The sequence below is a fragment of the Streptomyces sp. ADMS genome (assembly GCF_033441795.1).
GTDB lineage: Bacteria > Actinomycetota > Actinomycetes > Streptomycetales > Streptomycetaceae > Streptomyces.
On record NZ_JAVFVX010000013.1, the window covers coordinates 21,514 to 41,121 of the forward strand.

Consider the following 19,608-nt stretch of genomic DNA (forward strand, 5'->3'; position numbering starts at 1 on the left):
GGCGCGCCCGTCCGGGATCACCCCCGCCCGGTGCGGGCGGGGGTGGCGAGGACGGGTCGAGCAGTCCGCCCCAGTCCTCTTCATGTCCGAAGGCGCGTCCGACTCCGTGCCAGGAGCCGTGTCCGAAGTCGTGCCCGAAGTCGGGACCGGACGAGTCGCCGGGCCCGTCAGCGGCGGGCATATTCGCGGAAACCGCGGCCCGTCTTGCGGCCGAGGCAGCCCGCGGCCACCAGGTGCTCCAGGAGCGGTGCCGGGGCCAGGCCCGGGTCACGGAACTCGCGGTGCAGAACCTTCTCGATGGCCAGGGAGACATCCAGCCCGACCACGTCCAGCAGTTCGAACGGGCCCATGGGGTAGCCGCCGCCCAGCTTCATCGCCGCGTCGATGTCGTCAAGAGAGGCATAGTGCTCCTGCACCATCTTGATCGCGTTGTTCAGGTACGGGAAAAGCAGTGCGTTGACGATGAAACCGGCCCGGTCGCCGCAGTCGACGGCATGCTTCTTGATCTTGACGCAGACCTCACGGACCGTTGAGTGGACGTCGTCGGCCGTCAACACCGTACGGACGACCTCGACCAGCTTCATCGCCGGCGCCGGGTTGAAGAAGTGCATACCGATCACGTCCTGCGGACGCGAGGTGGCGCGGGCGCAGGCAACGACGGGCAGCGAGGACGTCGTAGTGGCCAGCACCGCTCCCGGCTTGCAGACCTTGTCCAGCGTCGCGAAGAGCTGCTGCTTGATCTCCAGGTCCTCGGCGACGGCCTCCACGGCCAGATCGACGTCCGCGAAGGCGTCGTACGAGCCCGCCGCGGTGATCCGGTCAAGGGTCTGTGCCGCGGCCTCGGCGGTGAGGCGGCCCTTGTCGACGGAGCGGGCCAGCGACCTGCCGATCCTGTCCTTGGCGGTCTGGGCCTTCTCCTCGCTGCGGGCGGCGAGGACCACTTCGTACCCGGCCTTGGCGAAGACCTCGGCGATACCGGAGGCCATCGTGCCCGAGCCGGCGACACCGACGGCGCGGACGGCGCGGCCAGGGGTCTCCGGGGCGCCGGCGAACGGGGTCAGCGCGTCCTCGACGACCGTCGCGCTGCCGGGCGCCTCGTAGGAGTAGAAGCCGCGCCCCGCCTTCCTGCCGGTCAGACCGGCCTCGCTGAGCTGCTTGAGAACGGGCGCCGGCGCGTGCAGCCGGTCGTGGGACTCGGAGTACATGGCCTCCAGGACCGTACGGGCCGTGTCGATGCCGATCAGGTCCAGCAGGGCGAGCGGGCCCATGGGCAGCCCGCAGCCGAGCCGCATCGCCGCATCGATGTCCTCACGGGAGGCGTACTTCGCCTCGTACATCGCGGCGGCCTGGTTGAGGTAGCCGAACAGCAGCCCGTCGGCGACGAATCCGGGGCGGTCGCCGACCGCGACGGGCTCCTTGCCGAGCTCGATCGCCAGGTCGGTGACCGCGGCGACGGCCTGCGGCGCGGTGAGCACCGACGAGACGACCTCGACCAGCTTCATCGCCGGGGCCGGGTTGAAGAAGTGCAGGCCCAGGACGCGCTCGGGACGCGCCGAGTCGGCGGCGAGGCGGGTGACCGAGAGGGCGTTGGTACCGGTCGCGAGGATCGTCTCCGGGCGCACGATGTCGTCGAGGGCGCGGAAGATCTGGTGCTTGATCTCGTACGACTCCGGCGCCACCTCGATGACCAGGTCGGCGTCGGCCGCCTCGCGCAGGTCGGTGGAGGTGCGGAAGCGGGCGAGGACGTCCTCGCGCTCCTGTTCGGTGAGCCGGCCCCGCACGACGGCACGGGCGGTTGAGGTCTCCAGAGTGGCGACGGCCTTCGCGGCCGTGGCCTCGCTGATGTCGATGCCCACGACCTCGCGGCCGGCGCGGGTGAGGACCTCGGTGATGCCGGTGCCCATCGTGCCGAGGCCGACCACGGCGACGGTCCTGAGCGGGGACGGAGAGGTGTGGGACAGGGGAGTGGCCATCGCGGACTCCAGGAATGAGGGTGACGACTGGAAGCGCGCCCGGGTGCGCCGGAGGGAAGCCCTGTGAAGGGCGCACCGGGTGCGAGGAAAGGAGTGCGGGTGATGCCGGGCTGCGAGCGCACACGCCCGGTGCCACCGTCGCGGGCGTGCACACGCCCGGAGAACGGTGAGGTCCGACCGGCCCTGTCCCAAGCCGTGTCGTGCTGAGAGGTACACGAGGTACCGAACCGACCAGCACTCACGACGGCTGCGTCACCAGGCCGTCGTAAGCAGGCATTGCAAGCGAGTGGGTAGCTCGCTCGTCTGAGCTTAACCGGTGGGTAACGAGCGCGCCAGCCCCCGGTTTTGTGATGTACGTCCCGGGAACCTGCCCGCGCGCTCTGCCCCCGCGCCTAATCTCGGCATCATGGACGAAGAGTTGCGATCACTCACGGAGCGCTTACGGGCCGAGGCCGGCGAGAGTGCCGCGAAGGGGTGCGAACGCCTGGTGGCGTCCGAGGACCTCGATGAGCTGGCCGATGTCCTCACCGCCCCCGGACAGCCGCTGTGGGCCAGGGAGTTGGCCGCCTTCCGACTGGGACTCGCCGGGGACCGGCGCGCCTTCGAGGCCCTCGTTCTCCTCCTCAACCACCGTGACCCGCAGCGTTGTGCCTCCGCCGCGTACGCCCTGGCCCGCCTCGGGGACCCGCGCACGGCCCGCGCGGCAGCCGCCCTCGCGACCAACGAACTGCGCGTCGCCTACGCCCTGCACCCGGTCCGCCTGCTGGCCGAGCTGCGCGCCCCCGAGTCCGTTCCCGCGCTGATCACCACGCTGGCCCGCCGCCTGAAGCCGCACGACCCCTACCGGCGCGTGGCGCTCGCCTGCGTGGAGGCGCTGGGCACGCTGGGTGACCGACGCGCGGCCCCGGTGCTGAACGAGGCACTCGCGTACCCGTCTCTCGCGGAAGCGGCGGTGCAGGCGCTGGCGCGCATGCCGAGGCAGCGGTGAACGGTCAGCCGAGCAGCTCTCGTACGTACCGCACCTCCGGGACGGCGGCTCCGTCCACGTCGAAGGGCTCCTCGGAGCCGTCGGCCGCGAACCCCGCCCGCTCGTAGAACCGCCGCGCGCGGTCGTTGCCCTTGAGGACCCACAGGAGCATGCGCCGGTGCCTGGCACCGGCGCACCGGCGTACCGCCTCCCGCAGCAGCGCCTGCCCGACCCCGGCGCCGAACCGCGCGGTGTCCACGTAGATCGCGTACAACTCGGCGTCGTCGGTGCGGAATTCGCCGTCCCGGTAGGGCCCGTGGCAGGCCCAGCCGACGACCTGGCCGGCTTGCTCGGCGACCAGGTCGACGATCTCCGACCCGGCCCGCACGAAGAACGTACGCCGCCTCTCGGCGTCCTCCGCCACGCTGAGGGAGTCGAGATACGGCTGCGGCATCAGGCCCCTGTACGCGTACTGCCATCCCCGGATGCGGATTTCGGAGACACGGTCGCAGTCGTCGAAGGCCATCTCGCGGATGAGGATCGGGTCGTTCATGGCGGCACCCTAGGCGTGCCGGCGCGCGGGGACCTCCTGATTGTCCGGGTCTTCAGAGAAGGGTCAGCTGGACCGGCTCGGGTGCCGCGGTCCCGGGTGCGAGGGGGTCGGTCCCGGCCGGTCGCGCGATCCCGCGCGGCATCCCCGCGCGCGTGGGACCCATTCCGTACTCCTGGGCCAGGTCGTGCACCTGGTGGGTGATGCGGCGCGCTCCATACCACTTGGGGGCGTAGGCGCCCTCCGCGTACAGCCGCTCGTACCGGCGCACCAGATGCGGGTGGTGGTGCCTGAGCCAGGCCATGTACCACTCGCGGGCACCGGGGCGCAGATGCAGCACCAGCGGGGAGGCAGCGATCGGCTTCACGGCGTACCCGCGATCTGCCGGTGGCAGGAGCGGCGGCAGCGGGCCTGGAGCAGGATGCCCTTGCTGTGCGGCAGGGGCACGTCCTTGGTCTGGCGGCACCGGCCGTGCATATCGGTCAGCTGGGGCCAGTGCTCACGGGTGTGGGCGTTCAGCCGCTGGCGCAGGTGATGCCGCATGGATTCGCTGACCCGCGCTGTCCTGCGGCACGGCGACTTCACCAGCCGGGACGACCTGATCGAGAAGATGGACACGTGGATGATCCAGCGGGACGACCGCGCCCGGCCCTTCCGCTGGACCTACGACGGCACCCCGCTCAAGGAAGCGGCCTGACCGCCCGCGACCCCACTCACGAGTCTGCGGTCAGCCGGGCAGTGCCGCTGTGAGGTCGACCTCGATCAACTGCCCGGGGAAGCCGAGCTGCGCGACTCCCAGCAGCGTGCTCGCGGTGGTGAACGCCGGCGCTATGACCGAACCGGTCAGGCGCCGCCAGGCGGCGCCCAAAACCGCGACATCGCCGCTGACCACATAGATCACCGAGCGCACGACATGGTCCGGCCGGGCGCCCACCGCGCTCAGAGCAGCGATGGCGCTAGCTGCCACCTGGTCGATCTGGGTGTCGAGATCGCCCGGACCCACTAGCGTCCCCGCACGGTCGAGCGGACACTGCCCCGCCAGGAACGCCGTCCGGCCCGCCTCCACCACGGTGATGTGGTGGTACCCCGGAGTCGGATGGAGCTCGGCGGGATTGATTCGTGTGATCTCGGCGGTCATGGCACGAGTCTGGCGACTCGACCGACGCAGCGCACCACGTTTTCAGCAGGCCCACTCGGAACCCGGGCCCGAAAGCACCCGAAGCAACCCCACCGGCTCCAACCACAAGGCCGCGAAGACCATCAACCACCGGCACGGCAGAGCGGGCACCGGTCGACCTGGAGGCGATTCGGGCGACCGCGCGCCGTGTGCTCGGCCCGGACGACAGACCGGACAGCCTGCCGCCGGCCCCCGCCGAGCTGGACACGCTCACCGCCACCCTGCGCGGACACATGGAACTGCTGATCCCTGAAGTCGAGAAGGCCGCTGGGAAACTCGACAGGGAGAGCATCCCCGCTACCGCGCGCTCCCCTGCGTGGGCGAAGCCCGCGGCAAGCTCGGTGCCGGACCAGGCCCCGGGGCCAGCGGCGGGGTCGTGCTACGCGCGCAGGTTCTCCCGGTCCCTGAACGCTCTGTGTGAACACTACGGGAACGTGAGCAGCGGACTTCCGGGGGCCAGCTAGTGAGCACGTCCAGAACCGCGGAAGAGGTCGAAGGTACGGGTGGTGACCGCGTCCGCGCCGAACAGCGCGGCGTCGGCCGGGCCGGAGCCGGACTCCGTTGAGAGGTTCTCCCAGCGCATGGCACCTCCTCGGTAGCACTGGCCACAGAATAGAACACATGTTCCCTTGATTGTGCGATCCCGTGTTCGAGTGTTGTGAAGCTCCTGGGTGGTGCCCTCGCCGGAGCCCGTGCGGCACCCCGATTTGGGCGGCCGGGCGGCGGGGTGGTTGGGTGAGCCCGAACAAGCCCGAACCCCCGAAGAACCAGCTGCTGGAGGAACGCAATGGCGCAGGTCGAGGCCACCACGGAGCGCATCGTCGCGGCGGACGCGGAGACGGTGTTCGACGCCCTCGCCGATTACAGCGGCACGCGCGCGACGGCGCTGCCCGAGCAGTTCAGCGAGTACGAGGTGCGCGAGGGCGGCGACGGCGAGGGCACTCTCGTCCACTGGAAGCTCCGGGCCACCAGCAAGCGCGTCCGGGACTGCCTCCTGGAGGTCACCGAGCCCACCGACGGCGAGCTCGTCGAGACGGACCGCAACTCCTCGATGGTCACCACCTGGCGCGTCACCCCCGCCGGCGAGGGCAAGTCGCGGGTCGTCGTCACCAGCGTCTGGAACGGCGCCGGGGGCATCGGCGGCTTCTTCGAGAGGACCTTCGCCCCCAAGGGCCTCGCCCGTATCTACGACGCCTTCCTCGACAGGTTCGCCGCCGAGGTGGAGAAGTAGCCCAAGGGGCAACCTCACGAGAGGCGTTGGCCCCCGCCCGCGCCCCTCACCGGTTCGAGTGGATCTCCGTCCTGTGTACCGGTACGCCGTAACTCGTCGCGCTTGCTCGCAGTTGTCGCCCAAAGCAGGAATTGCGCGGTAGGTGCGACGAGGGGAGCGGTACGTGGGCGGGGTCACTCCGGTACAGGACGAACCGACGACCGCACCCACGCCACCCCCGGCCGAGCCCCCACAACTCGGCCCGCGCCAGGTGCGGTTGGTGTTCTTCGCGCTCATGCTCGCGCTGCTGCTCGCCGCCCTGGAGCAGATGATCGTCGCCACCGCCCTCCCGGAGATCGTCGGTGAGCTGCACGGTCTGGACAGGATGTCCTGGGCGATCACCGCGTACCTGCTCACCGCCACCGTCGGGCTGCCGGTCTACGGCAAACTCGGCGATCTGCTGGGCCGCAAGGGCGTCTTCCAGTTCGCGATCGTCGTCTTCGTCGCCGGCTCGGCGCTGGCCGGCTGGTCGCGCACCATGAACGAGCTCATCGCCTTCCGCGCCCTCCAGGGCGTCGGCGCGGGCGGGTTGATGATCGGCGTGCAGGCGATCATCGCGGACATCGTGCCGCCGCGCGAACGCGGGCGCTTCATGGGCCTGATCGGCGCCGCGTTCGGCGTCGCCTCGGTCGCGGGGCCCCTCCTTGGCGGTTACTTCACCGACCACCTCTCCTGGCGGTGGTGCTTCTGGTTCAACGTGCCGTTCGGACTGCTGACGCTGGCCGTCGTCACCGTCGTACTGAGACTGCCGAAGCCCGCCGTCAAGGCCCGGCTCGACCTTCTCGGGGCGCTGTTGCTCGGTGTGGCCTCGACCTGCCTGGTGCTGCTGACCAGTTGGGGCGGCACCGAGTACGCGTGGGGCTCGCGCGAGATCCTCGGGCTCGGCGCCGGAGCGGTCGTGGCCGGTGTGCTCTTCCTCGTCGCCGAGCACTTCGCGCCCGAACCCCTCATCCCCCTGCGGCTGTTCAGGGACTCCGTCTTCAACGTCACGGGTCTGGTGGGCCTGGTGACCGGTGTGGCGCTGTTCGGGGCGGCCGGCTATCTGCCGACCTTCCTGCAGATGGCCGGCGGGGCCACCGCCACCGAGTCCGGTCTGCTGATGCTGCCCATGATGGCCGGCATCGTCGGCGCGTCGATCGTCTCAGGGCAGCTCGTCAGCCGTACCGGCCGCTACAAGGTCTGGCCGGTCCTGGGCAGTGCCCTGTCCGTCCTCGGCATGTGGCTGCTGTCCCGCCTCGAAGTGGACACGCCCCGGCTGCACTACGGCCTCTGGACGGCCGTGTTCGGCGCCGGCCTCGGCATGGTGATGCCGGTCCTGGTCCTCGCCGTGCAGAACTCCGTGCGCCCCGCCGATCTGGGCACCGCGACCAGCGCCAACAACTACTTCCGGCAGATCGGCGGCAGCGTCGGCGCCGCGATCTTCGGCACGCTCTTCGCGAGCCGGCTCGCCGAGTCCCTGGAGAACAGCCTCCCCGCGCGCGCGGGTGCCCGTCTCCCCGACCCCGACTCGATCACCCCGCAGCTCGTCCACGCACTGCCGTCGGCGCTGCGCGACAGCTACATCAGGGCGTACGCCGATGCCATGCCGCGCATCTTCCTGTACCTCGTGCCGGTGCTGGTCCTCGGCCTGCTCATCGCCCTCTTCCTCAAGGAGAAACCGCTGGTGTCCCACCACACCGCCTCCGCCGACCTCGACTCGGAGGGCCCCTCGATCCCTCCGGCGATCCCGCAGGTCCGGGCGCCGTACATGGCCGGAATCCCGGTGTGCGGCACCGTGCGGCACCCGGAGGGGTCCGTCGTACCGCGGGCGGCGCTCACCCTCATCGACATCGGGGGAACGCAGACCGGGCGCGGCGCGAGCGCGGAGGACGGGCGGTTCGCGCTGTTCACGCCCGGCCCGGGGACGTATGTCCTGATCGCCGCCGCGGGCGGCCACCAGCCGCAGGCGGTCTCCGTGACCGTCGGCGAGCAGCCCGTCGAACTGGACATCGTCCTCGGCGGCGCGGGGCGCCTGGCGGGCCGGGTCCTGACCGCGGACGGCACTCCGGTCCGGGACGCCACCGTCACGCTCACCAATGCGCACGGCGAGGTCGTCGCCACCACGCGCAGCGGTCACGAGGGCGGGTACGTCATCACCGAGCTGGTGGCCGGCGAGTACACCCTGGCCGCCGGCGCCCCCGCGCACCGCCCGGCCGCACTCCCGGTCACCGTGCGGGCCTCCCGGGAGACCCGCCAGGACGTCGAACTCGCGGGCGGCGCCGTTCTGGAGGGCACCGTGCGGGCCGGCGGCGAGCGAAGCGAGGTGGGGGTCCCCCCGTCCGGAGGGTGGGGGAGGCCCGTGGAGGACGCGCGCGTGACGCTCCTGGACGCGGCGGGCAACGTCGTGGACACGCTCACCACCTCCGCCGACGGAACGTTCCGGTTCGTCGACCTGGCCTCCGGTGAGTACACGGTCATCGCCTCCGGTTACCCGCCGGTCGCCACCGTCTTCCAGGTGGCCGGCGACGGCCGTACGGAACGCGACCTGCAGCTCGCGCACGACGCCTGATGCCCGGGTGCGGACACCGGCGCGCCGCCCCGACCGGCCAGTCGGTCCGGCCGCGGGGCGCGTGGGTCGCGCGTCCGTGCGCCGGAGTGGACCGGCCAAGACCAATTAGCGGATTGCCACACATCGCGACGGACCGGAGCCGTACGGTGGTGACGACGGCACAGATCTTGCGGAGCCGTGGGAAGAGGGGGCCTGCGCCATGGACCGTGGCACCGAGACGGGCGCATCTCGCAGCCGCGGGGCTGGGGAGAACGCACCGGCGGAGCACGCTGCGGCGGGCCGTATCCCGCTGGCCGTGGTCGTCGTCGACCGTGAAGGCCTGGTCTCGCACTGGAGCCGGGGTGCGAGGCGCCTGTTCGGCGCCTCGAAGGAGGAAGCGCTCGGGCAGCCCGCCGTCGACCTGCTGCCCGTCTCCGGAGCCCTCCCCGACACCGACGACGAGGACACGCCGTACGGGGCCTACGACGGCCTCGGACCCGACCTGGAGTCCTCCCTCGACGGCCGGCTGTCCTACCCGGCCGCCGGGCGCGCCCGCCTCACGGTGCCGGGGCGCGACGACGACCGCGTCGATGTGCTGTGGTGGGCCTACCCCCTGGTGGGTCCGGGCCACGAGCGCCTCCTGGTGCTGGCCGCAGACACCCGCGTACTGCGCCAGGAGGACGACGACGTCGCCGTCGAGCGCATCGCGCCCGGATTCGCCCTGCACACGAACTTCCCCGGCGCCGGCGAACTCGCCGGCAGGCTCCCCGAGATCCTGCCCAGCATGAGCGTCGGGGAAAGCGCCCGCATCGTCGCCCAGATCCTCGAACTGGGCTATCCGGTACTGGAGTTCAGTCAGAACGACCTGGTCCCGGTCACCCCCGACTGGGGCGTGCCCCGGCGCGCCGAGCGAAAGGCACGCCGGGAACGGGCGGCCCGGGCGGTGCGGGCCGGCGAACCCCTGCCCGGCGGCCTTGAGGGCGATGTCGAGGACATCGAATACGCGGCTGTGCGCGAGCGGTTGGAGTTCCTCAACGAGGTCAGCGGACGCATCGGCACCTCGCTCGACCTGTCCCGCACGATCATCGAGGTCAGCAGGGCCGTCGTACCACGCTTCACGGATGTGGCCGGCACCTATCTGCGCGAGCAGGTCGTCGCCGGCGAGGGGTTCCCCGAGGGCGTGCCCGACACGACGACGATGTGGCACCGCGTCGCCCTGGAACACACCGACGAACCCGGTCGCTGGGACGACGTCGTACCGGTCGGCGAGGCCATGCCGTTCCCGGCGCACACCCCGTTCTTCCAGTGCATGACCAGCGGCCGGCCCGTCCTCGTGCCGCGTATCAGCGAGCAGATGGGGCACATGATCGCCTCTCAGTTCGAGAAGCGTGACATCCGGCCGCTGATCACGGGCCGCTCCATGCTGGTCGTACCGCTGAAGGCACGCAACGTCGTCCTCGGCTTCATGATCCTGCTGCGCCACCCGGAGCGCGTCGAGTTCAACGACATGGACCGGGTCACCGGCGCCGAACTCGCCGCCCGCGCGGGCCTCGTGCTCGACAACGCGCGCATGTACACCTACCAGGAGAGCGTCGCCGAGACCCTCCAGGACAGCATGCTGCCGCACATCCCGCCGCGCATGTCGGGCTGCGACATCGCCACCCGCTATCTGCCCGGCACGCTGCTGGGCCGGGTCGGCGGCGACTGGTTCGACTCCGTGAAGCTGCCGGGCGCCCGCACCGCCCTCGTCGTCGGCGACGTCATGGGACACGGCCTCAACTCGGCCGCGATGATGGGCCAGTTGAGGACAGCCGTCCAGACCATGGCCGCCCTCGACCTGCCGCCCGCCCAGCTCCTGCGCAACCTCGACGACCTCGCCCAGCGCCTCGGCGACACCTACCTCGCGACCTGCCTCTACGCTGTCTACGATCCGATCGCGAGTGAGCTGCACCTCGCCAACGCGGGCCATATCCCGCCTGTGGTGGTACGCGCGGAGGACGGCCGGAGCGAGCTGCTCGACCTGCCCACCGGCGCGCCCATCGGCGTCGGCGGAGTGCCTTTCGAGGCGGTACGCGTGCGCGTGGAGCCCGGCGACCGGCTCGTGATGTGCACCGACGGCCTGGTCGAGGTACGGGGTGAGGACATCGGCGTGGGCCTGGCGACCCTCTGTGAGTCCGCCGCACACCCGGCCGCCTCCATGGACGACGCCTGCGACACCATCATCCGCGCCCTCAACACACGAGGCGGCCGCAAGGACGACGTCGCGCTGCTGATGGCCCGCCTCAACGGCATCGAACCCGACGACGTCGCCGAGTGGCGGCTCGCCCTCGACCCGGCCGAGGTCGGCCGGGCCCGTGCCGTGGTCCGTGAACAGCTCTACGACTGGGGCCTGGAGCGGCTGGTGGAGAGTGCCGAGGTGCTGGTCAGTGAACTCGTCACCAACGCCGTACGGCACTCGCACGGGCGTCCCGTCGAGCTGCGGCTGGTGCGTGGCGAGACGCTGCTGTGCGAGGTGGACGACGACGATCACACCCTGCCCACGCTGCTCAGCACCGACCCCACCGACCTGTTCGGCCGCGGGCTGCGTGTGGTGAGCACGCTGGCCCGGGAGTGGGGCACGAGCCGTACGGTCGCGGGCAAGACCGTCTGGTTCGAACTCACGTTGCCGCGTCGCCGCTGACGCTCCGCCTGCAGGGAACGGGTGGCGTGGCTCCGGCATCGTCAGTGCCCTGTGTTTGGATTGTCGTGCCGCGGGGCCGGGGGAGGCGTGCGAGGCGCACACCGGCGTACACCTCTCGAACGAGCCGTGAAGGTATGCGCAGTGCGCTTGTCGGCACAACCGGGGCGCGGTAGACCGAACTGGCCCGTCACCTCCGACGGGCAGCCGTCGCACCCTGGGGAGTTGGGCATGAGCGTGTCGAGTGGGTACAGGGAGTCCTGGGAGGGCTTCTGGCGCGAGGCTCCCCACGGACAGGGGGGCGTCTTCTGGGACTCGGAGCCGATGCTGACGGCCGGACTCCACCTCGCAGTCTACGAACCGCACCTCGCCGACTTCGAGTTGCCCCTGCTGGACCTCGGCTGCGGCAACGGCACCCAGACCCGATTCCTCACGGACCGGTTCACCCGGGTCGTGGGCGCCGACCTCTCGCCCGCGGCACTGGACCGTGCCCGCAGCGCCGACCCGGAGGGCGCGGCCGAGTACGAACTGCTCGACTGCGCCGAGAAGGCCGAGGTCGAGGAACTGCACGGGAAGCTCGGCGACACCAACGTGTACATGCGCGGAGTGCTCCACCAGTGCGACGCCGACGACCGGCAGGCCATCGTCGACGGGATCGCGACCCTGATCGGACAGCGCGGCCGGGCCTTCCTGGTCGAGCTGTCGCAGGACGCGCGCCCCATTCTGATGGGCCTCGCCCAGAGCGCCGAGGGCCCGCCGCCCAAGCTGCGCCCGGTCCTCGAGCACGGCATCGCACCCGGCGAGGTGGCGGACTCGGCCGTGCCCGTGTACCTCGGTGCGGCGGGCCTGGAGGTTCTCGCGAGCGGCGAACTCCCGCTCACCACAACGGAGTACACGCCGGAGGGAACCCGCATCGTGCTGCCCTCGAAGTGGGTCGTGGTGGCGCAGCAGCGGTGAGGAGGGCGGCGGCACGGGCCGGGCGGCCGGGGGCCACCGTGATCAACCTGGAATGTGGGGAACTCGTGAAGGATTGACGGGAGTCGTGAAAGGTGGCGAGAATTCGGATCACTTCGCTGTGCCTGAAGCGAGCGAAGTGATGCGAGTGACCTGGTCGCGTACGCCTTCGTGGTGTCCGCCCGCACCGGTCGCTGGCACCCAGCCACCTCCCACACTTCTCGATCCACAGAGGCTTATTTTGTCGCGTTCGCAACAGCCCAGAAGTCTGGCTGTCCTCGCCGTAACCGCTTTCGCCGCCGCTGCCGTGCCCGTACTCGGGGCGGCCACGGCGAGTGCCACCACCGGCGGGTGCCGGTCCGCCACCGTCCAGTACCGCATCGCCGGCGCCGACTGGACCTCGCAGGGCGGCTTCCGCGCCTGGGACAGCGCTCCCGGCGCCGTCGAGGTGCGGCTGGCGCCGGGCCAGACCGTCGGGGACGGCTGCAAGTACCCGGTGTCCCTGGCCGAGTACACGACCGAGGGCCCGAACTGGAACACCTCCGGCCGCCAGACCCTGGTCGACAAGGACACCGTCTACCTCACCTCCGCCGACCTCGGCGCCGACTACGACGAGCAGCGGACCTGGCAGAAGCTGAGCGTGAGGACGCCGGACTGCTACGGGCAGATCGACCTGTACGGCGACGACATCACGTACGACGGCCAGACCGGGGAGGGCCACGGCCCCGCCCCGTACCAGCCCGACGGCGTGGTCACTCCGTACCACCTCATAGCGGCCTGGAACGGCGGCGAGAAGCCGTGCGACACCGGCGCCTCCGAGCCGCCCGCCCCCACCCCGTCGGAGCCGGCGCCGAGCACCCCGGCCACGCCGACCACGCCCGCGACCCCCACCACCCCCGAGGGCAGCGAGCCGCCCGCCGAGGAGTCGACCCCGCCCACCACCCCCGGCACCTCCACCACGCCGCCCACCACCCCGGACGTGCCCCCGGCGGAGTCGACGCCGCCCGCCACCCCCACCCCCACGCCCAGCGAGAGCACCCCGCCGCTGGCGGAGACCGGCGCCGGCGCGCCGGTCGGCACGATCGCCGGTGCGGCGGCCGTGGTGGTCGCCCTCGGAGCCGGGGCGCTGTACCTGGCCCGACGCACCCGCAGCTCCTGACCGGGAGCCGAGGGGCCACCCTCGTCCCGTAGCGCGGCAGCCTGCCTGACAGCCCCGTCTCCGCAGGGAGGCGGGGCTGTCGCCGTGGCCCTGGCTACTGAACGGTTCGGTGAGGAGATCCGTGAGTTCACCAGGGAGGCCCGAGCGGTGCTTCCTGGTCGGGACGGAGCCCGGCGCGTAACGTTCGGACAGCGAGCCGCTGACCTGCGACGGGACTGTTTCACGATGAAGATCCTCATCAGCGCCGACATGGAGGGCGCCACCGGCGTGACCTGGCCCGCCGATGTGCTGCCGGGCACCCCGCAATGGGAGCGCTGCCGTTCGATGTTCACCTCGGACGTCAACGCCGCCGTGCTCGGCTTCTTCGACGGCGGCGCCGACGAGGTGCTGGTCAACGAGGCCCACTGGACCATGCGCAATCTGCTCCTCGAACGGCTGGACGAGCGGGTGGAGATGCTCACCGGGCGCCACAAGTCGCTGTCCATGGTGGAGGGTGTACAGCACGGTGACGTCGACGGGATCGCCTTCGTCGGCTATCACACGGGCGCCGGCATGGAGGGCGTCCTCGCCCACACCTACCTCGCCAACTCCATCACCGGCGTGTGGGTGAACGACGTACGGGCCAGCGAAGGGCTCCTCAACTCCCATGTGGTCGCCGAGTACGGCGTGCCCGTCGTCCTCGTCACCGGCGACGACCTCGCCTGCGAGGACGCGCTCGGATACGCGCCCGAGGCGCTGAAGGTCGCCGTCAAGGACCATGTGTCGCGGTACGCCGCCGTGTGCCGGACGCCCGCCAGGACCGCCGCCGGCATCCGGGCCGCCGCGAAGGAGGCCGCCGCGCTGGCCGTGCGCCATGAGCCCGTCGCCGGGGGGCCGTTCACCCTCGCGCTGGAGTTCGACGCCGAGCATCTCGCCATGGCCGCCACCGTCGTGCCCGGCGTCGTGCGGATCGGGGAGCGGAAAGTGGCGTACACCAGCGGCACAATGTACGAGGGCATTCGTACCTTCAAGGCGGTCACGACGATCGTCTCGGCCGCGGTGGAGGAGCAGTATGGCTGAGCAGCAGGCTCTCGACGAGGCGGTGTCGTTCACCTCCGATCTCATTCGGATCGACACGACCAACCACGGCGGCGGCGACTGCCAGGAGCGGCCCGCCGCCGAGTACGCCGCCGCACTGCTCGCGGAAGCAGGCCTCGAACCCACGCTTCTGGAGCGGACCAGGGGACGCACCAACGTCGTCGCCCGTATCGAGGGCACCGACCCCGCCGCCGACGCGCTGCTCCTGCACGGACATCTCGACGTCGTGCCCGCGCGGGCCGACGACTGGAGCGTGCACCCGTTCTCCGGGGAGATCCGCGACGGCGTCGTCTGGGGGCGGGGCGCCGTCGACATGAAGAACATGGACGCGATGATCCTCGCCGTCGCCCGGGACTGGGCCAGGCAGGGCGTCCGGCCCCGTCGCGACATCGTGATCGCGTTCACCGCCGACGAGGAGGACAGCGCCGAGGACGGCTCCGAGTTCCTGGCCGCCGAGCACCCGGCGCTGTTCGAGGGCTGCACCGAAGGGATCGGCGAGTCCGGGGCGTTCACCTTCCACGACGGCGGCGGACGGCACCTGTACCCCATCGCAGCAGGCGAGCGCGGCACCGCCTGGCTCGAACTGACCGCCCGGGGACGCGCCGGACACGGCTCGAAGGTCAACCACAGCAACGCCGTCACCCGCCTCGCCGCCGCCGTCGCCCGCATCGGCGCGTACGAGTGGCCCCTGCGCCTCACACCCACCGTCCGGGCCGCGCTCACCGAACTGGCCGCCCTCCACGGGATCGAACCCGACCTCGACGACGTCGACGGGCTCCTGACCAAGCTCGGGCCCGCCGCCCGGCTTGTCGAGGCGACCATCCGCAACAGCGCCAACCCGACCATGCTGAACGCCGGTTACAAGGTCAACGTGATCCCCGGCGAGGCCGTCGCGTACGTCGACGGGCGCTTTCTGTACGGCTGCGAGGACGAGTTCCGCACGACCCTCGACGAACTCACCGGCCCCGACGTGGAGTGGAAGTTCCACCATCGCTCGGTGGCGTTGCAGGCGCCCGTGAACTCGCCCACGTACGAGCGAATGCGCGCTGCCGTCGAGGAGTTCGCGCCCGAGGGGTTCGTGGTGCCGTACTGCATGTCCGGTGGCACCGACGCCAAGCAGTTCTCGCGGCTCGGCATCACCGGGTACGGATTCGCGCCGCTCAGGCTGCCCGAGGGCTTCGACTACCAGGCACTTTTCCATGGTGTCGACGAGCGTGTCCCGGTCGAGGCGCTGCATTTCGGCGTTCGGGTACTCGACCGGTTCCTGCGGACGGCCTAGCGAGTGGGGAAGACAGTGCAGACACTGCCGTACGGATCATGGCTCTCGCCCATCGGCGCGGAACTGGCCGCCGAGCACGACGGATCACCCGAGTACGTCGGCTTCGTCGGCGACGAGGCCTGGTGGACCGAGCCCCGGCCCACCGAGGGCGGCCGGCGCACCCTGGTGCGGCGGCGCGCCGACGGCTCCCAGGAGTCGGTCCTGGACGCGCCGTGGAACGTGCGGAGCCGGGTCATGGAGTACGGCGGCCATCCGTGGGCCGGTGCCATGCGTGACGGCGGCCCGCTGGTCGTGTTCGTGAACTTCGCCGATCAGCGGCTGTACTGCCTTCAAGAGGGTCAGGAACCATGGCCGCTGACGCCGTTGTCCCCGGTCGGGGGCGGACTGCGCTGGGTGGAGCCGCTGTTGCGGCTCGAACTCGGTGAAGTGTGGTGTGTGCTGGAGGAGTTCACCGGCGACGGACCCACCGATGTGCGGCGCGTGCTCGCCGCCGTGCCGCTGGACGGATCGGGCGCCGAGGACCGGCACGCCGTCCGTGAACTCACCGACGACCGGCACCGGTTCGTCACCGGGCCCCGGATCTCGCCCGACGGGCGGCGCGCGGCCTGGCTCGCCTGGGACCATCCGCGGATGCCCTGGGACGGGACCGGACTGGTGGTCGCGGATGTGGGCACCGACGGCACCCTGAGCGGTGCCCGGACCGTCGCCGGCGGGCCCGAGGAGTCGATCCCGCAGGTGGACTGGGCGGCCGACGGAGCGCTGTTGTACGTCAGCGACCGCTCCGGCTGGTGGAACCTGTACCGGGACGACGTGCCCGTGTGTCCCCGGCCGGAGGAGTTCGGCGGGGCGTTGTGGAAGGTCGGGCAGCGCTGGTTCGCACCGCTGGAGGACGGCCCCGTCGCCGTCGTGCACGGACGCGGGACGACCTCGCTCGGGCTGCTGGACCCCGAGACCGGCGACGTCGTCGACGCGGCCGGCCCCTGGACCGAGTTCGCGGCCACCCTCGCCGTGCACGGCGACCGGGTCGTCGCCGTCGGGGCCAGCCCGCGCAGCGCGTACGAGGTCGTCGAGCTGGACACCCGTACGGGACGGGCCCGGGTGATCGGTGCCGCGCACCACGACCCGGTCGACCCGGTGCACTATCCCGAGCCGCAGATCCGCACCTTCACCGGCCCGGAGGGCCGGGACATCCACGCGCACATCTATCCGCCGCACCACCCCGGGTACACGGCGCCCGGCGACGAGCTGCCGCCGTACGTGGTGTGGGCGCACGGTGGGCCGACCGGGCGGGCGCCTCTCGTGCTCGACCTGGAGATCGCCTACTTCACCTCGCGGGGCATCGGCGTCGCCGAGGTCAACTACGGCGGCTCGACCGGGTACGGGCGCGAGTACCGCAACCGGCTGCGCGAGCAGTGGGGCGTCGTCGACGTCGAGGACTGCGCGGCCGTCGCGCTCGCCCTCGCCGACGAGGGCACCGCCGACCGCGCCCGGCTCGCCGTGCGGGGCGGCAGCGCGGGCGGCTGGACCGCGGCGGCCTCCCTCACCGGCACCGACATCTACGCCTGCGGCACCATCCTCTACCCCATCCTCGACCTGGCCGGCTGGGGTTCGGGGGAGACCCACGACTTCGAGTCGCAGTACCTGGAGACCCTGGTCGGCCCGCTCGCCGAGGTCCCGGCCCGCTATCTGGAACGCTCGCCCGCCGAGCACGCCGCCGACATCACCGCGCCCTTCCTGCTGCTGCAGGGTCTGGACGACGTCATCTGCCCGCCCGTGCAGTGCGAACGGTTCCTCGCCCGGCTCGCGGCGGAGGGACGCCGTGTGCCGCACCGGTACATCGCGTTCGAGGGGGAGGGGCACGGATTCCGGCGGGCGGACACGACCGTACGTGTCCTGGAGTCCGAACTCTCCCTGTACGCACAGGTATTCGGCCTCAACCCGCCCGGTGTCCCGGCCCTGGAGCTCGTCAGGTGAAGCCGCTGGTACGGCCGTCGAGGCTCGCGCCGGGTGCCCGCGTCACCGTCGTCGCGCCCAGCGGGCCGGTACGCGAGGAGCGGCTGGAGGCAGGGCTCGACATCCTGCGCGGCTGGGACCTCGACCCGGTGGTGGCGCCCCATGTCCTGGACCGGCACGGGGAGTTCGGCTACCTCGCGGGAACGGACGCCGACCGGGCCGCCGACTTCCAGACCGCCTGGTGCGACCCCACGGTCGACGCGGTGCTGTGCGCCCGCGGCGGCTATGGCGCGCAGCGCATGATCGACCTGCTCGACTGGGACGCGCTGCGGGCGGCCGGGCCCAAGGTGTTCGTCGGCTACAGCGACATCACCGCACTGCACGAGGCGTTCGCGGTGCGCCTGGGACTCGCCACGCTGCACGGGCCGATGACGTCCGCCGTCGACATCCTCAAGAACGCGCGGGCACAGGAGCAGCTGCGGGCCACGCTGTTCGATCCGGAGTCGGTACGGGTCGTCGCCGCAGTGGGAGGCGGCGGGGCCCTGGTGCCCGGGCGGGCCCGGGGTGTCACCCTTGGCGGCTGCCTGAGCCTGCTCGCCACCGAACGGGGCACCCCGCACGCCCGGCCCGGTGCGCGCGGCGGGCTGCTCATGATCGAGGACGTGGGGGAGAGCGCGTACCGGATCGACCGGGCCCTGACGCAGCTGCTGCGTACCGGCTGGCTCGACGGCGTGGCCGGGGTCGCACTCGGGTCGTGGGAACGGTGCGGTCCGTACGACGGGCTGCGTGCCGTGTTCGCCGACCGGCTCGGCGGGCTCGGGGTACCGGTGGTGGAGGAGTTCGGGTTCGGGCACTGCGACGGGGCGCTCACCATACCCTTCGGGGTGGCCGCCGAACTGGACGCGGACGCGGGGACGCTGACACTGGAGGAACCGGCGCTGCGGTGAGCGGCGCGCGGCGGCCTCCGGCGCCGTCACCCGTCCGGCGTACCCCTGCGGGCGCGAGAAGCCCCGGACCGGCCGATGCCGGCCCCATGAGCCCGAAGACCTCCGAGAACGGTGCCAGGACCGGTGGTGCCCGGTGGGCCGCCGACGCCCACCAGGGTGGCCGTCAGCAGCCCTGCTCGCCCTGATCTTCGTCTTCGAGAACACCCGCGCCACCGAGATCCGGCTGCTGATCCCCGAAGTGACGATGCCTCTGTGGACGGGGCTGCTCGGCACCGCCGTCATCGGCGCCCTCCGCGGGGCCTGCTTCATGCGGCGGCGCAGGTGAACGGGGGCCGCGCGTAGGGTGGCTGAGTGTCTGAGCACCGTGAACATCTCGCCGAAGGGCCCCGCGCGGGCATACGCCCGTTCACCTACGAGGACGGTGCCGAGTTCATCGCCCGGGTGCGGGAGAGCCGGGAACTGCACCACCCCTGGCTGGCCCCGCCGGCGAGCCCGGACGCCTACGCCTCGTACGCCGGGCGGCTGATCGAGGATCCGGCCAGGGCCGGGTTCCTCGTGTGTGAAAAGGGCGCCGGGGGTGCCATCGCCGGGTTCATCAACATCAACAACATCGTCCAGGGCGGCTTTCTGTGCGGGGCCCTCGGGTACGGGGCCTTCGCGCACGCGGCCGGGCGGGGGCTGATGGGCGAGGGAGTGGATCTCGTCGTGCGGTACGCCTTCGGGCCGCCGCTGCGACTGCACCGGCTGGAGATCAACGTGCAGCCCGGCAACACCGCCTCGATCGCGCTCGCCCGGCGCTGCGGCTTCCGGCTGGAGGGCTTCTCGCCGGACTTCCTCTACATCGACGGGGCCTGGCGGGACCACGAACGGTGGGCGATCACGTCGGACATGGTGAAGCGGTAGCCCTCCGCTGAAGGCCGGTGAGATGGGAGAGCCGGTGCGTGGCCTGCGGAACGTCGTGGCCGGCCGCTCCCCCACTCGGCTTCGCACGCGCGGGGCCCCCGTCGCGGCGCAGCCGCAGATCGATACAGCGCCGCGCCTCTCCGGGGCTGCCGTCCGCGCGGGCGCTACCGCTCCGTACCCGGGTGCCGGCTTCAC

18 protein-coding genes and 2 pseudogenes are annotated in these 19,608 nt (G+C 71.7%); 14 read left to right on the top strand and 6 right to left on the bottom strand.

Annotated elements, in window-relative coordinates:
* Window positions 1–167: 167 nt before the first annotated feature.
* A complete protein-coding gene (locus RB628_RS08610) occupies window positions 168–1,973 on the bottom strand; it encodes a 3-hydroxybutyryl-CoA dehydrogenase (protein WP_318319712.1) in 1,806 nt (601 codons plus the stop codon).
* A 406-nt stretch (window positions 1,974–2,379) separates the two neighbouring features.
* On the opposite strand from RB628_RS08610, the gene RB628_RS08615 reads away from it, so the two are divergent.
* Complete coding sequence (locus RB628_RS08615; protein ID WP_318319713.1) at window positions 2,380–2,961, top strand: adenylosuccinate lyase; 582 nt, start codon at window positions 2,380–2,382, stop codon at window positions 2,959–2,961.
* A gap of 4 nt (window positions 2,962–2,965) precedes the next feature.
* On the opposite strand, the gene RB628_RS08620 is transcribed toward RB628_RS08615, so the two are convergent.
* The 3 genes and pseudogenes from RB628_RS08620 to RB628_RS08630 form a co-directional block, all read right to left on the bottom strand.
* Window positions 2,966–3,493, bottom strand: coding sequence for a GNAT family N-acetyltransferase (locus RB628_RS08620; RefSeq protein WP_318319714.1), 528 nt, complete (start codon window positions 3,491–3,493; stop codon window positions 2,966–2,968).
* A gap of 52 nt (window positions 3,494–3,545) precedes the next feature.
* Window positions 3,546–3,896 (bottom strand): annotated as a pseudogene (locus tag RB628_RS08625) (radical SAM protein); the annotation flags it as partial.
* Window positions 3,854–4,033: a hypothetical protein gene (locus RB628_RS08630; RefSeq protein WP_318319715.1), complete on the bottom strand. Its 180-nt coding sequence runs from the start codon at window positions 4,031–4,033 to the stop codon at window positions 3,854–3,856. The pseudogene RB628_RS08625 and the gene RB628_RS08630, both read right to left, overlap by 43 nt.
* On the opposite strand from RB628_RS08630, the gene RB628_RS08635 reads away from it, so the two are divergent.
* The gene (locus RB628_RS08635; RefSeq protein ID WP_318319716.1) at window positions 4,032–4,187 is read left to right on the top strand and encodes a hypothetical protein; all 156 of its coding nucleotides are present in this window, start codon (window positions 4,032–4,034) and stop codon (window positions 4,185–4,187) included. The genes RB628_RS08630 and RB628_RS08635 overlap by 2 nt on opposite strands.
* A gap of 30 nt (window positions 4,188–4,217) precedes the next feature.
* On the opposite strand, the gene RB628_RS08640 is transcribed toward RB628_RS08635, so the two are convergent.
* The gene (locus RB628_RS08640) at window positions 4,218–4,628 is read right to left on the bottom strand and encodes a RidA family protein (protein ID WP_318319717.1); all 411 of its coding nucleotides are present in this window, start codon (window positions 4,626–4,628) and stop codon (window positions 4,218–4,220) included.
* Between the two features lie 167 nt (window positions 4,629–4,795).
* On the opposite strand from RB628_RS08640, the gene RB628_RS42540 reads away from it, so the two are divergent.
* Window positions 4,796–5,131, top strand: coding sequence for a DUF6415 family natural product biosynthesis protein (locus RB628_RS42540; protein ID WP_412180619.1), 336 nt, complete (start codon window positions 4,796–4,798; stop codon window positions 5,129–5,131).
* Window positions 5,132–5,145: 14 nt separating this feature from the next.
* On the opposite strand, the pseudogene RB628_RS08645 reads toward RB628_RS42540, so the two are convergent.
* Window positions 5,146–5,250, bottom strand: a pseudogene (locus RB628_RS08645) (radical SAM protein); the annotation flags it as partial.
* A 204-nt stretch (window positions 5,251–5,454) separates the two neighbouring features.
* On the opposite strand from RB628_RS08645, the gene RB628_RS08650 reads away from it, so the two are divergent.
* From RB628_RS08650 to RB628_RS08700, 11 genes are all read left to right on the top strand, one after another.
* Complete coding sequence (locus RB628_RS08650; protein ID WP_318319718.1) at window positions 5,455–5,898, top strand: SRPBCC family protein; 444 nt, start codon at window positions 5,455–5,457, stop codon at window positions 5,896–5,898.
* 163 nt (window positions 5,899–6,061) lie between these two features.
* Window positions 6,062–8,485: an MFS transporter gene (locus RB628_RS08655; protein WP_318319719.1), complete on the top strand. Its 2,424-nt coding sequence runs from the start codon at window positions 6,062–6,064 to the stop codon at window positions 8,483–8,485.
* A 199-nt stretch (window positions 8,486–8,684) separates the two neighbouring features.
* Window positions 8,685–11,144: a SpoIIE family protein phosphatase gene (locus tag RB628_RS08660; protein WP_318319720.1), complete on the top strand. Its 2,460-nt coding sequence runs from the start codon at window positions 8,685–8,687 to the stop codon at window positions 11,142–11,144.
* Between the two features lie 228 nt (window positions 11,145–11,372).
* Window positions 11,373–12,098, top strand: coding sequence for a class I SAM-dependent methyltransferase (locus RB628_RS08665; protein ID WP_318319721.1), 726 nt, complete (start codon window positions 11,373–11,375; stop codon window positions 12,096–12,098).
* A gap of 304 nt (window positions 12,099–12,402) precedes the next feature.
* Window positions 12,403–13,254 carry a hypothetical protein gene (locus RB628_RS08670; RefSeq protein WP_318319722.1) on the top strand — a complete coding sequence of 284 codons (852 nt, stop codon included), beginning with the start codon at window positions 12,403–12,405 and terminating at the stop codon, window positions 13,252–13,254.
* 225 nt (window positions 13,255–13,479) lie between these two features.
* Window positions 13,480–14,313, top strand: coding sequence for a M55 family metallopeptidase (locus RB628_RS08675; protein ID WP_318319723.1), 834 nt, complete (start codon window positions 13,480–13,482; stop codon window positions 14,311–14,313).
* Entirely contained in the window at window positions 14,306–15,610 is a 1,305-nt protein-coding gene (locus tag RB628_RS08680; protein WP_318319724.1) for a M20/M25/M40 family metallo-hydrolase, read from the top strand. Before RB628_RS08675 ends, RB628_RS08680 begins: the two co-directional genes overlap by 8 nt.
* A gap of 15 nt (window positions 15,611–15,625) precedes the next feature.
* Entirely contained in the window at window positions 15,626–17,584 is a 1,959-nt protein-coding gene (locus RB628_RS08685; protein WP_318319791.1) for a prolyl oligopeptidase family serine peptidase, read from the top strand.
* On the top strand, window positions 17,581–18,510 hold the full coding sequence (locus RB628_RS08690; RefSeq protein WP_318319725.1) for an LD-carboxypeptidase: 930 nt from the start codon (window positions 17,581–17,583) through the stop codon (window positions 18,508–18,510). The genes RB628_RS08685 and RB628_RS08690 overlap by 4 nt, the downstream gene beginning before the upstream one ends.
* A 133-nt stretch (window positions 18,511–18,643) precedes the next feature.
* Complete coding sequence (locus tag RB628_RS08695; protein ID WP_318319726.1) at window positions 18,644–18,835, top strand: hypothetical protein; 192 nt, start codon at window positions 18,644–18,646, stop codon at window positions 18,833–18,835.
* 26 nt (window positions 18,836–18,861) lie between these two features.
* Window positions 18,862–19,413 carry a GNAT family protein gene (locus RB628_RS08700; protein WP_318319727.1) on the top strand — a complete coding sequence of 184 codons (552 nt, stop codon included), beginning with the start codon at window positions 18,862–18,864 and terminating at the stop codon, window positions 19,411–19,413.
* The last annotated feature ends 195 nt before the right edge of the window (window positions 19,414–19,608 follow it).

Coding starts and splice junctions, on each gene's coding strand:
- RB628_RS08610 (WP_318319712.1), bottom strand. CDS start 1,973: ATGGCCACTCCCCTGTCCCACACCTCTCCGTCCCCGCTCAGGACCGTC.
- RB628_RS08615 (WP_318319713.1), top strand. CDS start 2,380: ATGGACGAAGAGTTGCGATCACTCACGGAGCGCTTACGGGCCGAGGCC.
- RB628_RS08620 (WP_318319714.1), bottom strand. CDS start 3,493: ATGAACGACCCGATCCTCATCCGCGAGATGGCCTTCGACGACTGCGAC.
- RB628_RS08635 (WP_318319716.1), top strand. CDS start 4,032: ATGGATTCGCTGACCCGCGCTGTCCTGCGGCACGGCGACTTCACCAGC.
- RB628_RS08630 (WP_318319715.1), bottom strand. CDS start 4,033: ATGCGGCATCACCTGCGCCAGCGGCTGAACGCCCACACCCGTGAGCAC.
- RB628_RS08640 (WP_318319717.1), bottom strand. CDS start 4,628: ATGACCGCCGAGATCACACGAATCAATCCCGCCGAGCTCCATCCGACT.
- RB628_RS08650 (WP_318319718.1), top strand. CDS start 5,455: ATGGCGCAGGTCGAGGCCACCACGGAGCGCATCGTCGCGGCGGACGCG.
- RB628_RS08660 (WP_318319720.1), top strand. CDS start 8,685: ATGGACCGTGGCACCGAGACGGGCGCATCTCGCAGCCGCGGGGCTGGG.
- RB628_RS08665 (WP_318319721.1), top strand. CDS start 11,373: ATGAGCGTGTCGAGTGGGTACAGGGAGTCCTGGGAGGGCTTCTGGCGC.
- RB628_RS08675 (WP_318319723.1), top strand. CDS start 13,480: ATGAAGATCCTCATCAGCGCCGACATGGAGGGCGCCACCGGCGTGACC.
- RB628_RS08680 (WP_318319724.1), top strand. CDS start 14,306: ATGGCTGAGCAGCAGGCTCTCGACGAGGCGGTGTCGTTCACCTCCGAT.